Source organism: Pedobacter sp. AW31-3R (genome assembly GCF_052180285.1).
In the GTDB taxonomy this organism is placed as follows: domain Bacteria; phylum Bacteroidota; class Bacteroidia; order Sphingobacteriales; family Sphingobacteriaceae; genus Pedobacter.
This window is the reverse complement of the sequence record NZ_CP197475.1, coordinates 5,729,939-5,751,709: the sequence shown is the minus strand read 5'-3', so window position 1 is coordinate 5,751,709 and position 21,771 is coordinate 5,729,939. Positions and strand designations below refer to the sequence as shown.

Below are 21,771 nucleotides of genomic sequence, written 5' to 3'. Positions count from 1 at the left end.
CCTTAACATTCCTGGTATAGTACTTTTTTGATTTACTGCAACTACACGGTATATGCAGCCAGAAAAGGAATCATTACAAAAATTAATTGATAAATATCTTGACGGAAAGTGCAATCCCGCGGAAGAGCAAATGCTTTTAAGATGGATTGATCACTATAATTCTGAAAGTGAAGTCACCGTTAGTACGGATATCGGTATCCGGTTGAAACAGCAGATTGACAAGGCCAACGGGCAACAGCTGCGTAGCATTCGCTGGTTTAATCCTACCTGGTATGCGGCAGCAAGTGTATTGCTGCTGATTGGATTCCTGTCGACATGGTATCTTCCTGGATATTTTCAGAAAGAAAATATGCAAAAACGAGTGCCCACCCTGTCTGCCTCCTTACATTTTAAAAGGGTAATTAATAAGGGTACCGAAACTTATGTTCTTCAGCTTCAGGATGGCTCGGTAGTTAAATTATCAAAGGGTAGTGAGTTGGTATGGCAGGTGCCATTTGCAGCCGGAAGCAGAAAAGTCGAACTCCAGGGCAAGGCTTTCTTTGAGGTAGCCAAAGATAAGCACCATCCATTCACTGTGTTCTCCGGCAATATTTCTACTACAGCATTGGGAACTTCCTTTTGGGTCGACAAAACTGTTGCTAAAGATCAGATACAGGTGAAACTGATTACCGGTAAGGTCATGGTAAAATACCACTCAGGAAAATCTGAAAGTCCCCTTGCTTATTTGACGCCCGGACAGCAATTAACTTATCATGTTTCTACGAAAAAAGCACTAATTGCCCCTATTAAAGAAGTCGTTAAAGAAAAAACGGATATAGATAATCATGATATTTTATATACCGCTAGTTCTCCTCAGCTCATCTTTAATAATACCCCGCTTCATGAAGCACTGAACCGTTTGCAGTCTTACTATCACGTTAAAATTAAATACAAGTCTGCGGAAATTCAATCGATGTCTTTCTATGGTGAGTTTTCTGAAAAGGACAAAGTGGAAAGTATCTTAAATACCATTGCTTCAGCCAATGATTTATCGCTTAAAAAAGTAAATAACGTATTCATCATTTCAAAATAAACAACCTTAAATAATAATTGGGCAGAAGATGCCGAACAGCCTTCCGATGGGCTGTAAGGGAATTCTAATGCCAAAAACTTAATTCACATGCTTAAAAAACGAATAAGAGAGATGCTGTATAAGTGTTTCAAACTTACCTTACTGTTATTGACTTTTACTACTGGACTTCATGCACAGGATGCGGGTAACCTTACTGTTATTGTACAGACAACAAAAGGAGAAACTTTGCCGGGGGCATCAGTGAATGTCTCGAATAATAAAATATCATTTGCCAGGGCTGTAGTGTCTGATCACAAAGGGATAGCCGCATTTTCTGACATACCAACCGATACCAACTATTGTATTGCCGTTTCATTTGTAGGATTACAGTCTCAAATACAATGTGGTTATGCGGTAAAGAAAGGACAGAAAGTTACGATCGTGGTAAAGATGGAGGAGAGTGATGCTAAACAGATGGATGAAGTCGTGGTAGTGGGATATGGTACACAGCGTAAAGAAAATTTAACGGGATCCGTCGGCGTGATCAGGGAAGGCCAGATAGCCGGTCGACCGGTAACCCAAATGTCGCAGGCCCTCGCAGGATTAACTCCCGGAGTATATATTAATGCCAATACCGGTGAACCCGGTAATGACCAGGCAAATATAAGGATTCGCGGTACGGGTACACTAAATGATGCAAACCCATTGATCCTGATTGATGGTATTGAAGGTCCGCTGGATAATATTAATCCTGCTGATATCTCCTCTGTGAGTATTCTTAAGGATGCTTCTTCTGCCGCGATCTATGGTTCGAGAGCGGCTAATGGGGTTATCTTAGTAACTACCAAAAAGGGAAAATTAGGACAAAAAACGGGTATCGCTTATAACTTTTATTCGGGTATTTCTACGCCAACAGTATTGCCAGAAATGGTTACGGATAACAGAACCTACCTGGAGCTTTATCGTGAGGCGATGCAAAATACCGGCAGTTCGGTAGGATATACTGATGCAGATATTGACAGGTATTCCACATTGCCATCTACCGATTGGATGGACGTTACTTTCAGGGATGCTGCACCTATAAGTCAGCACTCTATCTCTGTAAACGGAGGCGGAGAAAAAGTTTCTTACCTTTTTTCTTCCGCTTATCTGAACCAGGCAGGACTGCTGGACGGTAACCAGAAGTATCGCCGTTTCAATAGTCGTTTGAATATGGATATGAAATTGAATGACAAATTGAATGCTGGAATCTCTTTCTCGTATTCAAGGGGAAACAGTTCCCTGGCCAGCCAGCAGAATGTTGGAGAGCTCACAGGAAAGGGAAGTCTTGCCTTTGAAGGTGGTCTAACGCAGCATCCGCTAACGCCTGTATATGATAGCCAGGGGCGTTATGCAGGTCCGGAAGCCATATTGGGTTTACGTAATGACCGCGCCAGTAGCCGTGCCATTTTAGATCATCAACATAGCATGTCTCTGAACAACGATTTATTGGGTAGCGCATTTTTAAGTTATGAGCCTTTTAAAGATTTTAAAATAAAAGGTACCGTTGCTTTTAACAATCAGACAAAACATATAGAAGATAAAAACAGAGAGTTTAAGCAATACGACTGGGTTACAGGCGCGCAGTTGAGTCTAACGAATATGGGAAGTAACATGACCGATATTCAATACAGTCTGTTTAATGTGACCAGCTGGTTGCAGGCTACCTATGAAAAGAGTTTTGGGAAACATTCCATTAAAGGATTGCTGGGGTTTAATCAGGAGACATCAAAACAACAAAGAAATACACTTTATCAGCAGGATTTTGCTACACCAAGCCAAATTATCTATGGAACCGGAGCGAGTACCACAATTACACCAGGGACTAAAGGAGAGTGGGCATTGCAATCCTATTTTGGCAGGTTGAATTACTCCTATGACGGGAAATATTTGTTTGAAGCCAATTTGAGAAGAGATGGTTCTTCAAGGTTTGGTAAAAACAACCGCTGGGCAATGTTTCCTTCCTTTTCTGGAGGCTGGGTAGCTTCGAATGAGGAGTTCTGGAATAAAGAGGTCATCAGCTATTTTAAAGTCCGCGGATCATGGGGTAAGCTGGGGAATCAGAATACTTCCCTTTATCCATTTGCTTCTCAAATGTCTTTGGAGAATGGTTATGCATTTGGTACAGGCCAGGTCTCTGGTGCTGCATTGTCTACACTCGGAAACCCAGATTTGAAATGGGAAACGACGACTACGACCGACATTGGACTGGAGATGAGCTTTTTTAAAGGTAAGCTGAGTCTTGAAGGTGATTATTTTGTGAAGCGTACGGATGATATTTTAACGGCATTGAACAATCCATTGAGTACAGGAGTAGTCAACCCTACTATCGTAAATGCTGCTTCTGTAGAAAATAAGGGTTGGGAAGGGATGTTCAATTATAAAGACCATATCGGAGCGGTAACTATCGGCCTTGGGGCAAATGTGACTTACATCAAAAATAAGGTGCTTGCAATTAATCCTGCTTTGTCCGGAGGAGACGACCGTGTAGAGGTGAGTGCCATAAATAATATTTACCTGATTCGTGGTGAGTCTATAAATTCAATGTACGGCTATATCACAGAAGGAATATTCCAGACCGCAGATGAAATTAAAAATGCACCGGACCATACCTTGTTCGGTACTGCAAAACCGGGTAATTTTAGAATACAGGATACCGACGGTGATGGCAAAATAACAGAAAATGACCGGGTTGTCATGGGTAACCGCCAGCCGAAATGGCTGTATGGTTTTAACCTGAGTGCCGAATATAAAGGGTTTGACTTTGCTGCTTTATTCCAGGGAATAGGAAAAGCCGATGCCTTTATTTCACGTCTTAATGGCCCTTTTCCAAGAGCTGGTTTACGTAAAATATGGGAGGACAGGTGGACCCCGGAAAACCCAAGTACCACAATGCCAAGTTTATGGTCAGACAGGAGTGGTTATAATGGTAAAACTGTAGAAAGCTTGCCTTCTTCTTTCTGGGTGCAGCACCGCGATTATCTGCGTCTAAAAAACGTACAGGTGGGATATACCTTAAGTAAAACTACACTTAAACGCTTACCGGTACAGCGCATCCGTTTCTATGTAAATGCGCAAAACCTGTGGGCAAAAACCAAATTTAAAGACTTCGATCCTGAAAGGCTGGATACAGAAGCCTATGTAACTACTTCATTACCACAGGTAAAAATTATTACTGGCGGTATAAACGTAATTTTTTAATCTCTAAAATTCAAGACATGAAATTTCAATATTTTATACTACTGTTAATGGCACTTGTTGTCACTTCCTGCGAGAAGAATATTTTAGAAAAGCAACCGCTGGATTCCTTATCCCCGGAAGTGTTTTACAGTGATGCCTCCAGTTTAAAACCCGGTTTATTTGGGATTTATAACTCCTTGCGCCAGGGTGCTGTTTTTGGTAATCCCGTTGAGCTGGAAGGGATATCAGACAATGGTATCTTAAACACAAGGGCAGCTGAATTTATCAGTTTTTCTAAAGGTACAGGAGGAACAGATAACCATGAAAAGCTATCAGAATACTATTTATATAATTATGAGGTTGTTCAAAGAGCGAATGCCTTGCTTGACCATATCGATGCTCCCGGTGATATAACTGATGCAGAGCGGATGGTCATCCAGTCGGAGGCCAGGATATTAAGGGCACTGGCCTATATGCGGTTAACCTATTTATATGGCAAAGTACCACTGATTATAAAATCAATATCCCGAAATGAAGCATTGGCATTGAAGCAGGCATCACATGAAGAACTGGTTGCTTTTATCCTCAGTGAGTTGAAAGATGCAGGGATGAAGCTGGATACTAAACCTGCTGGTTCACAAGTTGGAAGACTTACCCGCCAGGCCGCTTTAGGCATGCGGGCCAAGGTTTTGCTCTATGAGGCACGCATGGGTAAAGGTAGCTGGCCAGATGTATTGGCTGCGGTAAAAGAGGTGCAGACTATAGCGCTCTCAGCGGGTGCTAAATTACTTACGGCTGGTAATGGGGCAAGTGGGCAGGCCAATTATGAGGCTTTGTTTCTTGAAACCAATGAAGATAATGCTGAAGTACTTTTCCAGATTAAGTTTGATGCGACGATAGGACAGGGGCAGTCTCTTAATAATAATTATGCGCCCAACCAGGCAAACCAAACGGGCAGGATATCTGTCCATACCAATTTCGCGGACGATTTTTATGGTACTGATGGTTTGGCGATAACTGCTGCGGGTTCTAATTTTAATGCTTTAAGTCCTTATGCGAATCGTGATCCACGTTTGCTGGCCACTGTGTACTTACCGGGACTTACTTACTTTTTCGGTACGTATACCGGCCATGCCGGAAATGCTTCATTGGAGACCGAATTTGCGCTAAAGAAATATACCTATGCAGAATTGATTTCCGGAGATAGGGGACTGGATGTGATTGTACTGCGTTATGCAGATGTATTGCTTATGCTGGCGGAAGCAGAAAACCAGGTGAATGGCGCCACTGCTGTTGCCTATGATGCGATAAACCAGGTGAGGAACCGCGTGAAAATGCCTCATGTTAGGGCAGGGCTGTCTAAAGCAGATTTTGGGGGAGAGGTGATTCACGAACGCAGGGTTGAGCTTGGTTTTGAGGGACAAAGGTGGTTCGATCTGGTTACACTTGGCATTGCCGATAGTAAGATAAACGGCATTAATGAGTTGGGCCGGAAATTTATTGCCGGGAAGCAGGAGCTGTTTCCTATCCCTAAAAGTGAAATTGATCTAAACGGTAATTTACTCCAGAATCCTGGCTACTAAAACTATAGGAGATCCCCTTACATGCACTTTTTGCATAACCTTAACATGCGGATAACATGTTAAGGTTATTTTTGGGGCTTAGAAACTGAATCAGGAAAGCAACATACAACTTAAAGATTAACAAAGCAGATAAGCCTGATTATTTTGCATAAAGGTTTAAAGGCTTGAAGATTAAGCATCTCTTAACCGGTTAATCGGATTATATATTTTAGATGAAAAGAAGAGATTTTTTTAAGAACAGCAGTATCATCGTAGCTGGAACAGCTCTGGCACCCATTACTTCCTTTGCAACTGAGCAAAGTGTTAAAGATTTTGCCGGTAAAACAGCCAAGAATATCATATTTCTGGTGAGCGATGGCATGAGTACCGGTACATTAAATATGGCTAATCTTTTTCTGCAGCGTAGAGATGGAAAACAAAGCAACTGGATTTCACTCTATGAACAGCAAAAAGGTACCAGGGCATTTATGGATACGGCTTCTGCAAATGCATTGGTTACGGATTCTGCTGCGGCCAGCTCTGCATGGGGCGGTGGGGTAAGGGTCAATAATGGATCCATCAACGTTGGTCCGGATGGTACCCTACACAAGCCTATTTTACAAAAATTTAAGGCGGCCGGCAAATCTGTTGGCTGTGTGACTACGGTGCCTATTACCCATGCTACTCCTGCAGGTTTTTGCGTTAACAGTGATGCCCGCAGTGATCAGGAGGGGATTGCCCAGCAATATCTTGATTTGAGGTTTGATGTGATGATGGGCGGTGGCTCGGAGTTCTTTAGTGCCGATAAGAGAAAAGATAAAAAAGACCTGTTCAAGTCTTTTGAACAAAAAGGGTTCTCAGTATTAAGGACTGGAAATGATTTTCAAAAGGACCTTCCGGCAAATAAACCTGTGCTGGGTGTTTTTTATGAAGATGGATTACCTTTTAGCCTCGACAGAAACCAGAACCCATCTTTTATTAAAGAGATCCCTTCATTGGCTGAGATGACGACCAAGGCAATTGGTATGATGAAAAACAATAAGAAGGGGTTTGTGCTTCAGGTAGAAGGTGGTAAGGTAGACTGGGCTGCACATTCCAATGATATTGGCGGATTGATCCACGATCAGCTGGCTTTTGATGAGGCTGTTGGTGTGGCGCTGAAATTTGCCGATGAACACCAGGATACGCTGGTGATCATTACTACTGACCATGGAAATGCCAATCCGGGTTTGTTTTCTGCAGGTGGAGATGTGAATGTGAATTTTGATAAGCTGCAATCTTTTACGCAAACTAATGACCATATTTTAAATAGCATTAGAAGAAATGATTCTGCAAAGCAGGTGATTGAAAAAATTGAAGCAGGGCAGAAGCTTGTGCTTACCCATCCGGAGGCTACAGCTTTGCTGGCACATTACCATACGCTCGATGAAGATGGCTTATACAATCCCAAAAAGTTACCCTTTAAGTTACTCGCAGAAATGCAGTTCAAGCATACTTCAGTAGGCTGGGGATCTATGGGGCACTCAGCAGACTATGTAGAATTAGCGATGTATGGACCGGGTTCGGAACTGTTAAAACCCTTTGTTAAAAATACCGATCTGCATAACCTGATGCTTAAGGCTACAGGGGAATTATCATAGTCTATTTAGTGTGCAGGAAAGGTGTAACGATACCCCTGTAAGACCGCATCAAAATCTGTTATACTAAATCACAATGTTGTTATAAATGGAGGGGAAAACTGTTTTCTCCTCCATTTATATTTAAATTCGGTCAGTAATTATCATAATTCCCATTTGGATGAAATACTTCGTCCCGAAACCTTTAATTTTCCGATGAAATCTTTTGTTACCGCACTACTCGTTCTGCCCTTTACCTTGTTTCCTCCGGTAAAGCTCAGTGCGCAATTGCCTTCTCCGGCAAGCCAGACCAATGTTTTTCTGGGTACTTCCGGTGATCATGGACAACTTTCCCCTGCAGCCAGCTATCCCTTCAGCATGCTGAGTATCGGTCCGCAGACTTATCCCCAACTTCATGCCGGATATGAATACAAGGCTAAACTCTTTCTGGGCTTTACACATAACCGTTTTGAAGGCGTGGGCTGTAAAGGCAGCGGCGGGAATATTTTGATCAAGCCTTTTCTGGGGAATAATCCTTCAGCTTCCAGGCTGGTTAAAACTGCTGAATCAGCAGCTCCCGGGCGGTATAGTGTCGCTTTCTCGAATCAGATCAAAGCAGATTTTGCCGTTGTGGAAAAACAGGGAATCGAAGCCTACAGCTTTCCTGTGGGAGCAAAAGGCTTTTACATCGACCTGAGCCATACGCTGGCCAATGCTTTTGTGGCTGAATCACATGAAGTATCCGGACAGCAATTGAATGGATTTGTGGAAGCACGAACCACTTGCAACGTAGGAACCTATAAAATTTATTATGCACTTACCATTGACCGCCCGGTGAAATGGTCAGATAGCTCCAATCATAAACTTACCGCCGTGCTTGATGCCGCTGATACCCAGGTCAATATCCGTATGGCGTTCTCCTCTGTAGATGTCGCCCATGCAAAGGCGAATCTGGGCAATCAGGCCTATGCTGCAATGCGTGATGCAGCCACAACTGCCTGGGATGATGTGCTGGGGAAAATTGAAGTGAAGGGAGATCCTGAACGGGCGAAATTGTTTTATTCACTGCTTTACCGTACCATGCAGTCACCCTATGTCATCTCAGAACCTGATGGTAGTTTCCGCGCGACTGACGGTAGTCTGCAGCAAACAAAATATCCTTTATACAATGGCTGGGCAATCTGGGATAACTACCGGACGCAACTTCCGCTGTTGTCTATCATTCAGCCGGAACGTTACCAGGGGATTACCACTTCTATTTCCAATCTGTATACCTATGGTAAAAGAGATTATGCCACTCAGCATGAACCTTCCAATACGGTGCGTACAGAACATGCCCTTGTCGTGCTGCTCGATGCGTATCGCAAGGGTTACCAGGTCAACCTGAAGTCGATCTGTGATTCACTGATCAGCGATGTGGACAGCCTGGATTATAGTCACCCTGACAAAGCACTGGAATCGAGTTATGATGCCTGGGCCTTGTCACAGGTGCTGCGCATCCTGAAGAAAGATGAGTTGAGCGCGAAGTACCTGAAGAAGGCTTCAGACTATAAAACGTATTGGAAAAAAGATTTTGAAGATTTGAGTAAAAAGGATGTAGACAGGGTCTCTGCAAGGGGATTGTATCAAGGTACGATTTTGCAGTACCGTTGGTTTGCCCCATTCGACCTGAAAGGATTAAAGGAACTCATGGGAGGCGAAGCTGCTTATATCCGTCAATTGGATCATTTCTTTGACAATGATCAGTATAACCATGCCAATGAACCCGATACCCAGGCTCCCTTTATGTATAATGCTACTGCTGAAGCATGGAAATCCCAGGCATTGGTTCACCAGCTTGCTTCAGATACCGTAGTACAGTATTATTTTAATGACAACAGCAGGGGGATAGATCCATTTGTCGACCGGATCTATAAAAATACCCCGGATGCCTATATCCGTACCATGGATGATGATGCCGGTGCAATGTCTGCCTGGTATGTTTTTGCTGCGGCTGGTCTTTCTCCGGCTTGTGTGGGCTGGCCGGTTTATTACCTGAATGTGCCCCTGTTTCCGGAACTCAGTTTACATGTGGCTAAAAATAAGGTTTTCCACATTACTGTGGAAAACTATGTGGAAAACCGGAAGTATATCAATAAGGTAAGGCTAAATGGTCGTCTGCTGGACCGTTTATGGCTTAGCCATGAGGAACTCATGAAAGGTGGGGAGTTGGTAATCACTGCCAGTGATGTTCCCAATAAGGTGTTGGGAATAAATAATATATGGATTTCTGACCTGTTCGCAAATAAGTAACCGCATACGTGTGTGAAGCAGGATGGGTTTATCCACATGTTTTCCACTTTTCCACATTGATGGTGCACTACATGATGTGGATAATCACAAAAACCGGCCTGATTCTCCTAAAGATCAGGCCGGTTTTGTAATGGTGCTTTACTTTTCCCTGAACAGTAAAGTGGAAACCGCAGGAGTTATTTTGTGTAGGTTGCTCTGAGTGCGGCAATCTCTTTTGGGCCTACGGCCATTTCCTGTTGCAAAAAGTTTTCGACACTGCCGTACTGCGTGTTAATCGCTTTGAAAAAACTACGGATGAGTTCGGGCCTTAGTGCCATCTCTTTTTCTACTGCCTCTTCTGTCAGACCACTCATCTTAGCCAGGGGCGCAAACATGTTCCTGTACATCTTTTCTAAATAGACATTTGAGGCGACGTAATCAGCCTCGATGGTTTCCTGTGGCACTTTAAGGATATATAACAATAGTGCTGTCGCCATACCTGTACGGTCTCTGCCACCGGTACAATGATACATCACTGCTTCCTTTTTGTTGACGGTGAGTAATTTCATAAACAAAGGACGAAAACGGTCACCAGCATATTTGATCCCTTCTGCACCATACATTTTTTCCAGGAAATTACCTTCTTTCAGCAAAGTAACCATATGTGCGGCATCCGGCAGATTTTCACTCCCGGCAGGACTCAGCGTATAATCTGTATTTTTTGGCAAACGGTCCGGCGCTGCCGCTGCTTCAGCTGTTCCGCGAAAATCTACTACAGTATAGATTCCCTTCTTTCCAAGTAATTCTACATCTGCATCGCTCAGTTTATCAATCGCGGCACTGCGGTAAACTTTTCCCCATACCACTTCTCTCCCGTCAGTGGTTTTGTAACCACCGATGTCACGGAAATTTGCAGCCTGGACAGGAAGCAGTCTTTTGCTGCTATCAGCCAATTGAGCAGCAGCTATTGCAGGGATGAATATCGTAAGGACAATAATTAATTTTTTCATGAATGGTGGTTTTATGATATGAATTGATTTGTTTTTTTAACGTGTACTGATATATTGAATGGAGGGTAAAGCTCTTTGTTTATCTAGAAATATCTAAACGGATACCAGCCTGACCGCGGCGTCCGTAAGATTCTGAAGAGGTAAGACGGCGTTTATCACCCATATACATTTTAACAGGTGAATTGCTCAGGTTATTTAACTCTACAAAAGCTTTTAGCCTTTTTGTGATCGATACGGTAGCTGAAGCATCAATGGTAAAGTTTGCGGCCGACCAGATATAGAAATCGGGTCCCAACTGCTGGTTGATGGTCTCCACTGAATTGCCCCTGTAGTTACCGGCCAGACGAACCATTACGCCATTGCGTTCGTAAAATAAAATGGTATTGAACAAGTGTTTGGATTGGTTGGGCAGACTGGTTTTATCCATCACTGCCGGTGTAGTACCCATACGCGGCACCTCTGTCTTCGAGTCGATAAATGAATAGTTTACCTCTACACCAAAACCACTCCAGAAACCACTTAAAAAGTCGAAACGTTTGTTGATACCCGCTTCAAAACCAAATAATGTTGCTTTGTTCAGATTTTTTGCCTGAGTGACTAAATAATCACTTCCGCCCACATTCTGCATATTGGCATCGGTAAAGATGACATCAGTGATGTCTTTATAGAATACACCTCCGGATAGAATGCCAATATTGTTGAAATAGTATTCCCCCATCAGGTCGAAATTATTACTGAAGGTTGGTTTCAGATCAGGATTGCCCTGCGAAATAGTCATTGGCGCCGTTGTCGTGTTGGTAGATCCACCCGGTGTCATATCACCAAAATTCGGACGTACAAAGGAACGGGTGTAAGCGGCACGGATATTTGCTTTTTCTGTCAGCGTATATTTAAGGTGCAACATGGGTAAGAAGGCATTGTAATCATTCTCTACTTTCGACGGACTAACACTCACCACCGCAGGAGTACCAGTGGTCGTAGCCTTCATTCCATTTAAAGTCATGCTGGTATATTCATTGCGGATACCTCCGATAATTTTTAGTTTGTCAGTCGCATCAATTTCAGCCAATGCATAGCCGGAACTTACATTTTCATTTCCGGTGTACAGGGCAGTCGGGTTTGTTTTGGATGTTGCATTCACAATACCGTTGGCCGACTGGAAAGCTGGTCCGAACATATCAAATAATTGCTCTTTTACCAGCGGGTTTACAATATACTGGTTGTAATTGCCATTCAAGTGCCCAAAGAAGGTCGTACCTTCAGGAAAAGAGGTGGTTTGTAAGGATGACAAGGTACGCAGGGCTGGCGCATTCGGGACGCCTGCAGCAGCTCCCGGAAGATAAACGAAGTTGGAGCCGTAAGTACTGATACGTTCTTTATGACGGTACTTGCCGCCGAATTTGAATCGTACCTTGGCACTTGCATCCAGTTTTAAGTTCAGTTGACCAATCTGATCATGTTCGCTGTTGTCTAACTGAGAAATAACTAATTGCGAAAGCAATAATTTATCTGCACTGATGACCTCATTCGCATCTTTTATTCCCGATTGAAAATCTTCAGGAGTTCCACCTACACCATTTGGAGAATCAAAACCCCAATAGCGTTTACCATCACTGGAAAGATTGCTAAAGCCACTGTTGATTTTCTGACGAAACGTAGCAATAGGTAAACCTTTTCCATCGCTTGTTGGGGGTGTTTCTAAAAAGTACCTGGATTTATGGTTACTGTAACTCCAATCCAGTTTTATTTTTGAACTGAGCTGGTTCTCTCCGCCCATTTCAAAACCTTTTAAAGTAGTTTGGTAATGCGAGTAGCGGTAATTGTACTGGAAACGACTGTTTGTATAGTCAACATAGGATTCATATACAGGACGTATGTCATCAAATTTATTGACCATTCCCCTGAAAAATACTTTGTGCAAAGGGGCAATTTTATATTCTGCACCTACATTTAAACCCTTGGTTTCCCGTTCGCCCATGTAACGTTTAAACAACACGGTGTTAATGGAGTTCTTTTGCTGTACATCGGCCAGACCAGTGTTGTAGGTCGTCGCAAACTCATCAGAACCCCACTGTCTACTCCAAATGGCACCTGCAACGATAATACCCAGTTTGTCTTTCAGAAACCTGTCGCCATATACCATTGAACCATTGTAGGTTCCATTTTTACTGAAGGTATTGTAACCACCTGCAGCACTTACATTGAGCGTTCGTTTAACAGGGGCAGTCCGGGTAATGAAATTAATAGAACCACCAATCGCATCACCTTCCATATCTGGTGTAATAGCCTTGGCCACCTGCACAAATTGAATAATTTCTGATGGCACAACATCCAATACAGATGAACGGTTACCCATTACGTTTGAACTTGGCAAACGGTTACCATTGAATAACGTCGATGTCCATGCAAAAGGGGTACCCCTTACCGCAGCCTGATCCGCTTCGCCGTGATAGCGCGCCACAGCTACACCCTGCATCCGTTGTACGGCTTCTGCAGCATTACGGTCCGGGAGCTTACCGATGGCATCGGCAGCCATCACATCCATAATTGCATTTGAATTTTTTTTGATGCTATATGCTTTGGCCTGTGAGGGGGCCATCGTTCCTTTAACCACAACTTCTCCAAGTGTACTCCTGGTATCCGGTAACATTTTTACCAGTCCAATGTCATTTACACCTTTTAAAAGTTTTAATGTGAGGGATTTGGCTTGATAACCCATGTAACTGAATTCAATGGTGACTATACCGGTGTCAGGTGCCATAAGTGTAAAATTTCCCTGTAGATCTGAAGATATGGCCCGCTTGAATGTTTTGCCATTGATAGTAGCTCCTGGTAAAGTACCCGCGTCGCTCACTACAGTACCTTTTATGGTTTGACTGAAGGCAGGCAGGCTGGTGCCCGCCATGAGGACAGTAATTGCGACGTACTGAAGAAGCAACAGCCTGTAAGTTGTCCAAAGTTTTAAAGTAAAATTTATGACCATGATTATTGTTTTTTTGACAAAAGTATGGTGGGTAAAATCCCTGATCGACCGTTTCAAATGACACTTACCAATAGGCGTGTCAGTCATTTTGTTGCTACTTTTAATTGCTGATTGTGAGTTGGTTATGGGGTTTCGTGAAAAGATGAGAGTTTTTTGTTCATCAACAGCTAACATTACTGTAACACTGGTTTGCTAGTTTTGGCTATAGAACAGGTAAAAGATGAAGTACATCATTGCGATCGGGATATTTCAGGCTGTGGCAGCAATCATATTACTATGGCGCAGCAGTGTTCGTAACCAAGCTGATGGGTTGCTCGTGATGCTTTTGGCTTGTATAGGCTCCCACCTTTCCGTAAAATTCTTTATATATTCTTTTGTTACAGATGTTGAAGTGTTAAATATGATGAACACTTTTATTGGATTTTGCTACGTACCCTTACTTTATCTTTATACCCTTAAAATCATTCGTCCTGATTTTATACCGGCATCTAAATGGTATGTCTTTATCCCGTTTATGCTGGGGGCAATTGGATATTTCTCTGTCGCCAGTGTATTGATCGCCAGCCCTGATGCCGGACATGATATCTTGTATTGGTACAATACAATTACCATGTGGACAATGGTACCATTAGACCTCATGCTTATTGGTCTGATCATGGTTCAGGTCAGGCAACATTTGCAGACCACATCAGACGAGAAGAAGTTAATTATTCAAACTGCAGGTTTATTTATCCTCTTAAGCGTCCTTGCCATCCTGTTTTTTATATTCGGACTTTTTTTTCATCTCAGCTATAATTATGTAGCACGGAGTATTATTTATACCATCCTTATTGTGATTTGTATTAGGATTATCACTTATAGGTATTCCGCCTTTATCCATATGCAGCAGGAAATTATTGCTCCGGATATGGCACTTGCTGGTCATACTTATTATGCGGAAGCCGAACAGGGGAATGTATTGAATCAAAGCCGTACTGGTGCTGTTTCGCCGAAAATGACAGACTTTTCTTCAGCAGACGGCAGCACGGGGATAGCGCTTAAGTCTTCCCCATCGTCGGAGAAAAGGAAAGAATTATTAGGTACAGAGGAGATGTTAACTATTGTATTAAAGCTGGAAACAGCCATGACCACAGAAGGTTATTATAAGGATAGTGAACTTACCTTGGATAAGTTATCTGCACTTACCAACCAAAATAAATACCATATCAGTGAAGCACTGAACCATTTCTTGCACAAACCTTTTTACACTTTTGTAAACGAGTACCGTATTGAATATATAAAAAACAGATTGGCGTATTTATCGAAAATGGACATTGAGGTAAATATGCTGACACTGGCTTACGATGCCGGATTCAATTCCAAGTCATCCTTCAACAGATATTTTAAAGAGTTTGTTGGCCAAACCCCCACAACGTATTTGAAAATGCTCTCTCAGAATATAGAAATGGCTGATTGATTCAGGTGATGCCCCTGACTGGATGAAGAGTCCCATTTTTCTTGAAAAACAGGCTCTTCATGTATACAGTTAATGTCGTGCCGGAAGATAAAAGTTTAATCTTCAGCAACCCCAAGTTTCCAATAAGCCTGGGCAGAAAGTTCTTCACGGGTGATTCCTGTTTCGGTAAAGTAAGTCCTCATGCTTTTGATCACACCTGATTCTGCCGCAGCAAATACATATTTAGATACCTCCCTGGGAATAATCACATTTGCAACTGCCTCCAATAGGGAATCTTTATGCTGATTATCAAATATCCATTTGATCTGAACTTTTGACTTCGTCTCAATTTCCAGCATATCTTCCAGTCCTGAAACATGGATAATCGCTATTCCTGTAACTGCTGCAGGTAGGGTTTCCAGGATAACACTGATAACCGGTAATGCGGTATGGTCACCTGCCAGCAAGTACCAGTCGGCTTCAGGATACAAGGGATTACTTTTGTCTTTCATGGCAATTTCAATGGTATCGCCTGGTTTTGCATGTATCGCCCAGGCAGAAGCAGGCCCTTCCTCGCCATGGGCAACAAAGTCAACCGTCATTTCCCCGGCTTTCATATCCAGTGCCCTCAAGGTATATGTCCTCCTTACCGTTTCCTTTTCGGCGCCATCTACCGGAATAAATACTTTATTATTTACGCCTACAGTGACTTGGGAGAACAACTGAAGATCGCTGCCTTCCAATATGACGCGGATATAATGAGGGGTAAGAAATACTTTTCGCTTGACTTTAAATATACCGCGCAGTATGCCCGGTTTCTGATTGGCATCATTCATCTTGTTTGATTTATTATGTGACAAAGTTTGCAATTCATAGTTTGTCATAAGCGGTATAATTTCACTATTTTTGGGTATATTTTAATGATGTACCAGGAGAAACAGTTTGAATCTATCGTGATTTTAGAACACCATGTGGAGCATGTGGATAAGGTGCTTCACCTGCATAATTTTTATGAGTTTATTTTTGTGAAGTCAGGCTCCGGATTGCACCATATCAACGGAGAGACAACAGCATTCGGCAAGGGAAACCTGTTTTTTATCAGCCCTTCAGATCAGCATTCACTGGAGATCGATGTTTCCTCCGTGCTGATCAGCATCCGGTTTACTGAACAGGCTAAAGCCAGAATAAAGGCCATGCAAAAAGCATGGAAAGGAGATTTTTCGGGATTGAAAAAAGGACGTTCCCCGCTCAATATCAAAGTGACCTTCTCCGAAAGGGATGTTGAAATTGTTGAAGGAATATTTCAGCTGTTCAGCCTGCTTAAGGAGGAAATATTAAGCAACGAATCTATTATTTATGTGCAGCTGATTGCTCTGGTATCCCTGATAGAACGTAACCTTTCTTACGGCAATTCAAATGTGGTCAACCTGTATACCTTACCTTCACAAAAGAAGTCGGTTGAATTCCTTCTTGCTTATATCAACAGGCATATTTCAAACCCGGAAATGCTGACGGCGACGCATCTGGCCGAAGAACACGGCCTGTCGGTACATTATATCGGATTGTATTTTAAACAGCATGCCGGAATCACCCTGCAGGGCTATATCAATAAATGCAGGCAGACCATTATTGCCAGAAAATTGCTGAGCAGTGAACTGTCGGTCACTCAGCTGGCAGCTGATTTCAGATTTACTGATGTGAGCCATTTCAACAAAAGCTTTAAAAAATACTGGGGAGTCAGTCCTGCGAAATACCGCTCCGGTAAACAACCTGTCCAATAGTTAAGTATAAACTTTACTCAGTTTACCATTTGTAATCTATAGAAAGTGACACGTAAGTCCCGTAGATCCCGAATTGGGAAGTTTGCCTGCTGTATACAATCTGGTTGCCGAAAGTCCGGTCTGTATTCAGCGCCTTGTTTTCAACTACTTTATCCGGATAAATATTAAACAGGTTATTAAAGGCAAGGGTAAATAACAACGACCTGTTTTTTTGCCAGCTGGCACCAAGATCGGTAATGACCTTACCTTTGAAATACTGATCTAATTCCGGACGGCTGTCCCTGTACCATACAGGACCGAAATACGTATCGCGGAGGAAGATACTCATAGTTTTAGACTGGTAGTTGATTTTTCCTATGGCTTTTAATTTCGGCTGTCCATCCTCAACAATGCCTGTAAACGTACGGTCAGCTGCAACCGCTGTAGCTGTAGTGGCCGGGCCAGTATACAAACTTGTTTTGTTCCATGCCAGGTCACCCTGGAAAACTAACTTTTCTGAATATCCGGATAAGGGCAGTATATATCCACCAATCAGTTGTAACACATGGGTCGTACTGCCAGGGATATTTCTGAAATACTGTATCGCATCGACCCCATAATTCTCGCGCAGGAAAGGGAGTTCTTCTTCCTGAGACAAACGTCTTCCGGATACCATTAACCTGTTGTTCATCTGAATCCTGTTGTACAAGGCATAGAGCGAAAAGCGGTCTTTGCTGAAATTCACTGAAAAATGGAATTCTCTGGCCCGCTCTGGCTGGAGTGCCGGTATTCCCAGGTCAGCTGCCAATGGGGAGAGTGAACTGACCTGCATGATCTTGTATACATCTGAAATTCCATCACGGGGGAAGAACTGGTATTGGGTCTGACTGAAGTACAGCTGCTGTAATCCCGGAATTTTCGAAGATTGATTATAGGTGGCATGAAGAATAACATATGGTCCAAGAACCCGTTTAATGTCAAATGATAATGCCGTTTGTGCGGCAAAAAGCGTTGAATTTTCATACCTCAAACCCATTCCTGCTTCTGTATATTTATTTAAGGAAAAGGTGGCCTGGCCAAAAAGTGCGGCCTGGTTCCGCCGCTGGTCGACTGCATTGGAAGGAGAGAAGCCCAGGTGGCCGTTTGTTCCGCTGAGTTTGAGTTCTTCAACAGGTGTCCCCGCTGCATTGGCATCCAGGTAGGAGCTTTCATCACCCGCTTCAATCTGATACCTGCTATTGATCAATTGTCCCCCCAAATGAAGGGTACTCAGGTGAACCTGTTCCCTCCAGCGATAAGTTTTATTCACCGTGATATCGTTGACCAATTGGCTGTATGTTGTTTTTCCAAGGTAGAAGCTGGTGGGGGAGGATAGGCCCATTGAAGGGTTTACGGTATTCTCCGTTGAGGTACTGAAAGCGTTGCGGCCATAGGTGGTACTGACATCGATAGCGTACCCTCCAGTATTTTTCGATAGACCTGCAGTGATAGCCGCATCTTTTAATGAAGCAGGGTCTTCAGGAAGATAACCGTCAGGATAAATTGGAGTGGAGCTTTTGGCATCATTCGGAAATCTGTAAAAGCCATATGTACGGATATTACGTGAGGAAATACCGCCGAAACTATATAGCTTCCATGTTTTACCAATCGGATTGCTGGTATGGAACCAGAGCGACAAGTTGTTACTTTTTCCATCCCCGTATCGGGCCACATTTCTATTGAACTGTCTGGCACTGACCAGAGAATCATCCAGGCGTTTGTTTTCTGAGATCTTCTCGCCGGCATTGCTGAAGATCAGCTTATTCAGGCTGCTGGTATCTGACGCTGACCGGTAAACCAGTCCGCCGTAAGCATTGGAACGGTTGGTGCTTTGCTGGTTTTTATAGGTGAAAGACAAATCAAGGAAAGCCTTGTCCGACCAGGGTAGCCCTGTTGCATACCGAAGGCTGCTGACATTGGTCAGGCCATCTCCCCGTGTAGTTACCCCACTCTGCTGTCTGAAATTGAATCCCCTGAATAAAGTATCAAATTTGAAATTTATTGCACCGCCGACACTTTCTGAACCAAAGATAATACTTTGCTGTGCGGGATGAACTTCAATCTTTTGAATGAAGTTCTGGGGGATTGTCTCCAGGTCAACACCGGAGAACCCCATTCCAGTGGTATAATTTAAATTCAGTCCGGAGAATAAGTGCCTTTTTTTGCCTTCGATCAGCACCACAATATAATCTGCATCCTGCCCATTAAGCCTTATCGGATCCAGGTATGATGCTACATTATCAATGGCATAATGGCCAACATTGATGTTGGAATAGCTGAAATTCAATGATTGGGGAAGACTGGACCTGCCCGTTTCATTGAGCTGTACCCGCTGAAGGTCATGGCTCAGGTCCGGTTTCTTCATGTAATCCATAAAGTCAGTGTTGGAGAAGATCTCCACCGTATTGAGGTGTACCTGTTCCGGAGCCAGGAAAACATTCAGCAGCATACCGGCTTCTGGAAGCAAGACCTGTTGTTTTAATCCGATATACGCAATTTTCACCGTCTCGTGATCCCCGGTAGGAATTTTAAAGGCGCCATTTTTATCAGTATGTACGATAATCCCGGAATTTTCTGCCCTGACAGTTGCTCCTTCAAGCGGCAGGTTTTTATTCAGGCTGCGGACAATTCCCTGTGTCCATTTGATGCTCGTGAGTACGGTATGGTCACTGCTGGTTATTTTATTCAGTACATATTGCTTATCAGATATTTTGGTCGCCTTCAGACCCGAATTCAATAACTGTTGCTGCAGGTCGGTCCCAAAATCGCCGCTCCACTTGATGGCAGGGACATGCATATCCGGAATATCTTTCTCGATATAAACCAGTCTGGCCGCATAATGATTCTCCAGCCGGTTTAATGCAGCCTGCAGTGTGATTTTTTCTTCGCGTACCGGCCTTTTCGGTTGTGCAATTACTGGTGCAACCGATAACAAATGATTCAGGCAAAGCAACAATAAAATGCTGCAGTAAGAGTTGTTCTTATTGGAAATCAGGAAGTCCCTCATCCAGACTAACGGGAAATAGTGACCTGCTTATCCTTCACCTCAATATTCTTGTGCAGCAATAATTCCAGGGTCTCTATGGTTTCACCAAGACTGGAAAGTCCCAGCCTGCCGCTTAACTTTTCATTCTTGAAAGTATCATCTTCAAAATTGATTTTTATACCATAAAAATACTCCAGTTTCTGCGCCACTTTCTCTATGGAAAGGTCATTGAAGATGTATTCCAATCTTGTCCAATCGGTATAATCACAATCTTTAACCTTTTTTAAGGTGAGGGTTCCTTTTTCCTGATTATAGGTTAATCCATCAGCGGGTTTCATAAAAACTTCCTGGTCACCGTGTATCACTTTCAGTCTGCCTGTTTTTAAAATTACCTCCACCTGTGCCGTCCGGTTATTTACATTGAAACTGGTTCCCAGTACATGTAGGTTGAGCTCTCCTGCATGAACCCTGAAAGGAACCACATGGCTATTGCTGGTAAGGTGCCTGATGCTGAAAAATCCCTCGCCCTGAAGTTGAACCTCCCTGTTTTGCTTGTCCCATTTTTCAGGATAGCTTAAGGAGGAATTGGCGTTCAGGATGACTACTGAACTGTCTGGCAGGATCACTGTCTTTATGCCTGCATAACCGTTTTCTATGACAATATTCCTTGGATAAAAAACAAATGCCAGTATGAGGAGTACCGCAGCCGCTATGCCCGCAATGGCCCTGTATAACAGGCGGTAGTTTTTATCTTTTACGGGGAGCTGCGGGAGTGTTTCTTCCGCAATGATAGACTGGTTGATCCGCCCGTTTAAACGCGCGAAGAAATCATCCTCAATTAAGGGCTCCTCAAATTTAAAACCAGCAACGATTGCTTTGGCCTGGGTGATATTTTGCTGTTGAGCAGGATTTGCCTGCAGGTATTCCTCCCAGAATTCATTTTTTTCCGGCCTCCGCCCCTGTGCCCAGTCAATGAACTGATCGTCCGTAACGAAGTCCTCTAAATCAAATTGCCGATAGTCTTTTTCCTTTTCCATCTTTCTGTTAATTGATTTTTAGTGTGATCACTTCATCCGGATTTGTTTTTAAACGTTGGGTCAAAAGAAACAGTATAAAGCTTGTCTTTTTGCCTTTTGCAGCTTCTCTTAACGAGGATATCGCACGAGCCATTAATTTATAACAACCCTTTAAACTGATATTAAAGTGCTGTGCCATATCTTCAAAAGACATTTCTTCCTTATAACGCAAATAGATCAGCTCCTTTTGCCGGGAAGTCAGGTCTTTAAATAACTGGTTGAATTTGTCCTGTTTGATTGCTTCTTCTTCTTTCGAAAAACTTGCCAGCTCTACTGAAAATGCAAGATCAGACAAGCGATCCAGTTCTCCTTCATCTTCTGCCATGAGATCTACACGGTGGTCTTTCTCCAGACGGTGAACTATCGAAGTCCGCAATGATTTGAAGAGGTAACTTTTAATGGAATGCTGAATGAGCAAGGTGCCTTTTTTTGTCCATATCCATAAAAAAAGATCGTGCAGACAGTCTTCAATCACCTGTAGATCTTTAGTGAATCCAAAGCCATAATGCGTTAACATTTTCACATGCCTCCGGTATAGTTCATTAAATGCCCCCCTGTTTCCGCTGTTGATCAGATCGACAAGTGCCGCGTCTTCCTTGTCAGTAAAATCGGGTATACTACCCGTGATTAGCTTCTCCATGCATTATCAAATATTCCTGAACCACTTTCCCGCAATAATGCCCCAGTGTCTGAATACCCTGCAAAACTACGTAAAAATTTTTTTTAATTCCCATGGGGTAATTTCCTGGAGCTCCCCCTCTTA

The 21,771-nt window shown here is 43.1% G+C and carries 13 protein-coding genes; 7 read left to right on the top strand and 6 right to left on the bottom strand.

From position 1 onward, the window contains the following. Window positions 1-52 precede the first annotated feature (52 nt). The 5 genes from ACSBL2_RS23480 (at window position 53) to ACSBL2_RS23460 (ending at window position 9,740) form a co-directional block, all read left to right on the top strand. Window positions 53-1,072 (top strand): FecR family protein, encoded by a 1,020-nt coding sequence (locus ACSBL2_RS23480; RefSeq protein WP_442588989.1) that lies wholly within the window; start codon window positions 53-55, stop codon window positions 1,070-1,072. An 87-nt stretch (window positions 1,073-1,159) separates the two neighbouring features. Next, entirely contained in the window at window positions 1,160-4,291 is a 3,132-nt protein-coding gene (locus tag ACSBL2_RS23475) for a SusC/RagA family TonB-linked outer membrane protein (protein WP_442588988.1), read from the top strand. A gap of 17 nt (window positions 4,292-4,308) precedes the next feature. Next, a complete protein-coding gene (locus ACSBL2_RS23470) occupies window positions 4,309-5,853 on the top strand; it encodes a RagB/SusD family nutrient uptake outer membrane protein (RefSeq protein ID WP_442588987.1) in 1,545 nt (514 codons plus the stop codon). A 212-nt stretch (window positions 5,854-6,065) separates the two neighbouring features. Next, window positions 6,066-7,472 (top strand): alkaline phosphatase, encoded by a 1,407-nt coding sequence (locus tag ACSBL2_RS23465; RefSeq protein WP_442588986.1) that lies wholly within the window; start codon window positions 6,066-6,068, stop codon window positions 7,470-7,472. A gap of 192 nt (window positions 7,473-7,664) precedes the next feature. After that, window positions 7,665-9,740: a glycoside hydrolase domain-containing protein gene (locus tag ACSBL2_RS23460; protein WP_442588985.1), complete on the top strand. Its 2,076-nt coding sequence runs from the start codon at window positions 7,665-7,667 to the stop codon at window positions 9,738-9,740. Between the two features lie 176 nt (window positions 9,741-9,916). Here ACSBL2_RS23460 and ACSBL2_RS23455 read toward each other — a convergent pair whose 3' ends face one another. After that, window positions 9,917-10,729, bottom strand: coding sequence for a tyrosine-protein phosphatase (locus ACSBL2_RS23455; RefSeq protein ID WP_442588984.1), 813 nt, complete (start codon window positions 10,727-10,729; stop codon window positions 9,917-9,919). Between the two features lie 79 nt (window positions 10,730-10,808). Then, window positions 10,809-13,712 (bottom strand): TonB-dependent receptor, encoded by a 2,904-nt coding sequence (locus tag ACSBL2_RS23450; RefSeq protein WP_442588983.1) that lies wholly within the window; start codon window positions 13,710-13,712, stop codon window positions 10,809-10,811. Window positions 13,713-13,932: 220 nt separating this feature from the next. Between ACSBL2_RS23450 and ACSBL2_RS23445 the strand changes: the two genes are divergently transcribed. Beyond that, entirely contained in the window at window positions 13,933-15,168 is a 1,236-nt protein-coding gene (locus ACSBL2_RS23445; RefSeq protein WP_442588982.1) for a helix-turn-helix domain-containing protein, read from the top strand. Between the two features lie 95 nt (window positions 15,169-15,263). On the opposite strand, the gene ACSBL2_RS23440 is transcribed toward ACSBL2_RS23445, so the two are convergent. Next, complete coding sequence (locus ACSBL2_RS23440; RefSeq protein ID WP_442588981.1) at window positions 15,264-15,983, bottom strand: siderophore-interacting protein; 720 nt, start codon at window positions 15,981-15,983, stop codon at window positions 15,264-15,266. 84 nt (window positions 15,984-16,067) lie between these two features. On the opposite strand from ACSBL2_RS23440, the gene ACSBL2_RS23435 reads away from it, so the two are divergent. Continuing rightward, window positions 16,068-16,928, top strand: coding sequence for an AraC family transcriptional regulator (locus ACSBL2_RS23435; protein ID WP_442588980.1), 861 nt, complete (start codon window positions 16,068-16,070; stop codon window positions 16,926-16,928). Window positions 16,929-16,950: 22 nt separating this feature from the next. On the opposite strand, the gene ACSBL2_RS23430 is transcribed toward ACSBL2_RS23435, so the two are convergent. From ACSBL2_RS23430 to ACSBL2_RS23420, 3 genes are read right to left on the bottom strand one after another with little or no spacing between them, the layout of a single operon-like run. Then, window positions 16,951-19,953 (bottom strand): TonB-dependent receptor domain-containing protein, encoded by a 3,003-nt coding sequence (locus ACSBL2_RS23430; protein ID WP_442588979.1) that lies wholly within the window; start codon window positions 19,951-19,953, stop codon window positions 16,951-16,953. A 5-nt stretch (window positions 19,954-19,958) separates the two neighbouring features. Further along, the gene (locus ACSBL2_RS23425) at window positions 19,959-20,969 is read right to left on the bottom strand and encodes a FecR family protein (RefSeq protein ID WP_442588978.1); all 1,011 of its coding nucleotides are present in this window, start codon (window positions 20,967-20,969) and stop codon (window positions 19,959-19,961) included. Between the two features lie 7 nt (window positions 20,970-20,976). Continuing rightward, entirely contained in the window at window positions 20,977-21,648 is a 672-nt protein-coding gene (locus ACSBL2_RS23420; RefSeq protein WP_442588977.1) for an RNA polymerase sigma factor, read from the bottom strand. Window positions 21,649-21,771: the final 123 nt, after the last annotated feature.

Excerpts from the sequence above, each read along its gene's own strand:
- ACSBL2_RS23480 (WP_442588989.1), top strand. The coding sequence starts at position 53 with ATGCAGCCAGAAAAGGAATCATTACAAAAATTAATTGATAAATATCTT.
- ACSBL2_RS23475 (WP_442588988.1), top strand. The coding sequence starts at position 1,160 with ATGCTTAAAAAACGAATAAGAGAGATGCTGTATAAGTGTTTCAAACTT.
- ACSBL2_RS23470 (WP_442588987.1), top strand. The coding sequence starts at position 4,309 with ATGAAATTTCAATATTTTATACTACTGTTAATGGCACTTGTTGTCACT.
- ACSBL2_RS23465 (WP_442588986.1), top strand. The coding sequence starts at position 6,066 with ATGAAAAGAAGAGATTTTTTTAAGAACAGCAGTATCATCGTAGCTGGA.
- ACSBL2_RS23460 (WP_442588985.1), top strand. The coding sequence starts at position 7,665 with ATGAAATCTTTTGTTACCGCACTACTCGTTCTGCCCTTTACCTTGTTT.
- ACSBL2_RS23455 (WP_442588984.1), bottom strand. The coding sequence starts at position 10,729 with ATGAAAAAATTAATTATTGTCCTTACGATATTCATCCCTGCAATAGCT.
- ACSBL2_RS23450 (WP_442588983.1), bottom strand. The coding sequence starts at position 13,712 with ATGGTCATAAATTTTACTTTAAAACTTTGGACAACTTACAGGCTGTTG.
- ACSBL2_RS23445 (WP_442588982.1), top strand. The coding sequence starts at position 13,933 with ATGAAGTACATCATTGCGATCGGGATATTTCAGGCTGTGGCAGCAATC.
- ACSBL2_RS23440 (WP_442588981.1), bottom strand. The coding sequence starts at position 15,983 with ATGAATGATGCCAATCAGAAACCGGGCATACTGCGCGGTATATTTAAA.
- ACSBL2_RS23435 (WP_442588980.1), top strand. The coding sequence starts at position 16,068 with ATGATGTACCAGGAGAAACAGTTTGAATCTATCGTGATTTTAGAACAC.
- ACSBL2_RS23430 (WP_442588979.1), bottom strand. The coding sequence starts at position 19,953 with ATGAGGGACTTCCTGATTTCCAATAAGAACAACTCTTACTGCAGCATT.
- ACSBL2_RS23425 (WP_442588978.1), bottom strand. The coding sequence starts at position 20,969 with ATGGAAAAGGAAAAAGACTATCGGCAATTTGATTTAGAGGACTTCGTT.
- ACSBL2_RS23420 (WP_442588977.1), bottom strand. The coding sequence starts at position 21,648 with ATGGAGAAGCTAATCACGGGTAGTATACCCGATTTTACTGACAAGGAA.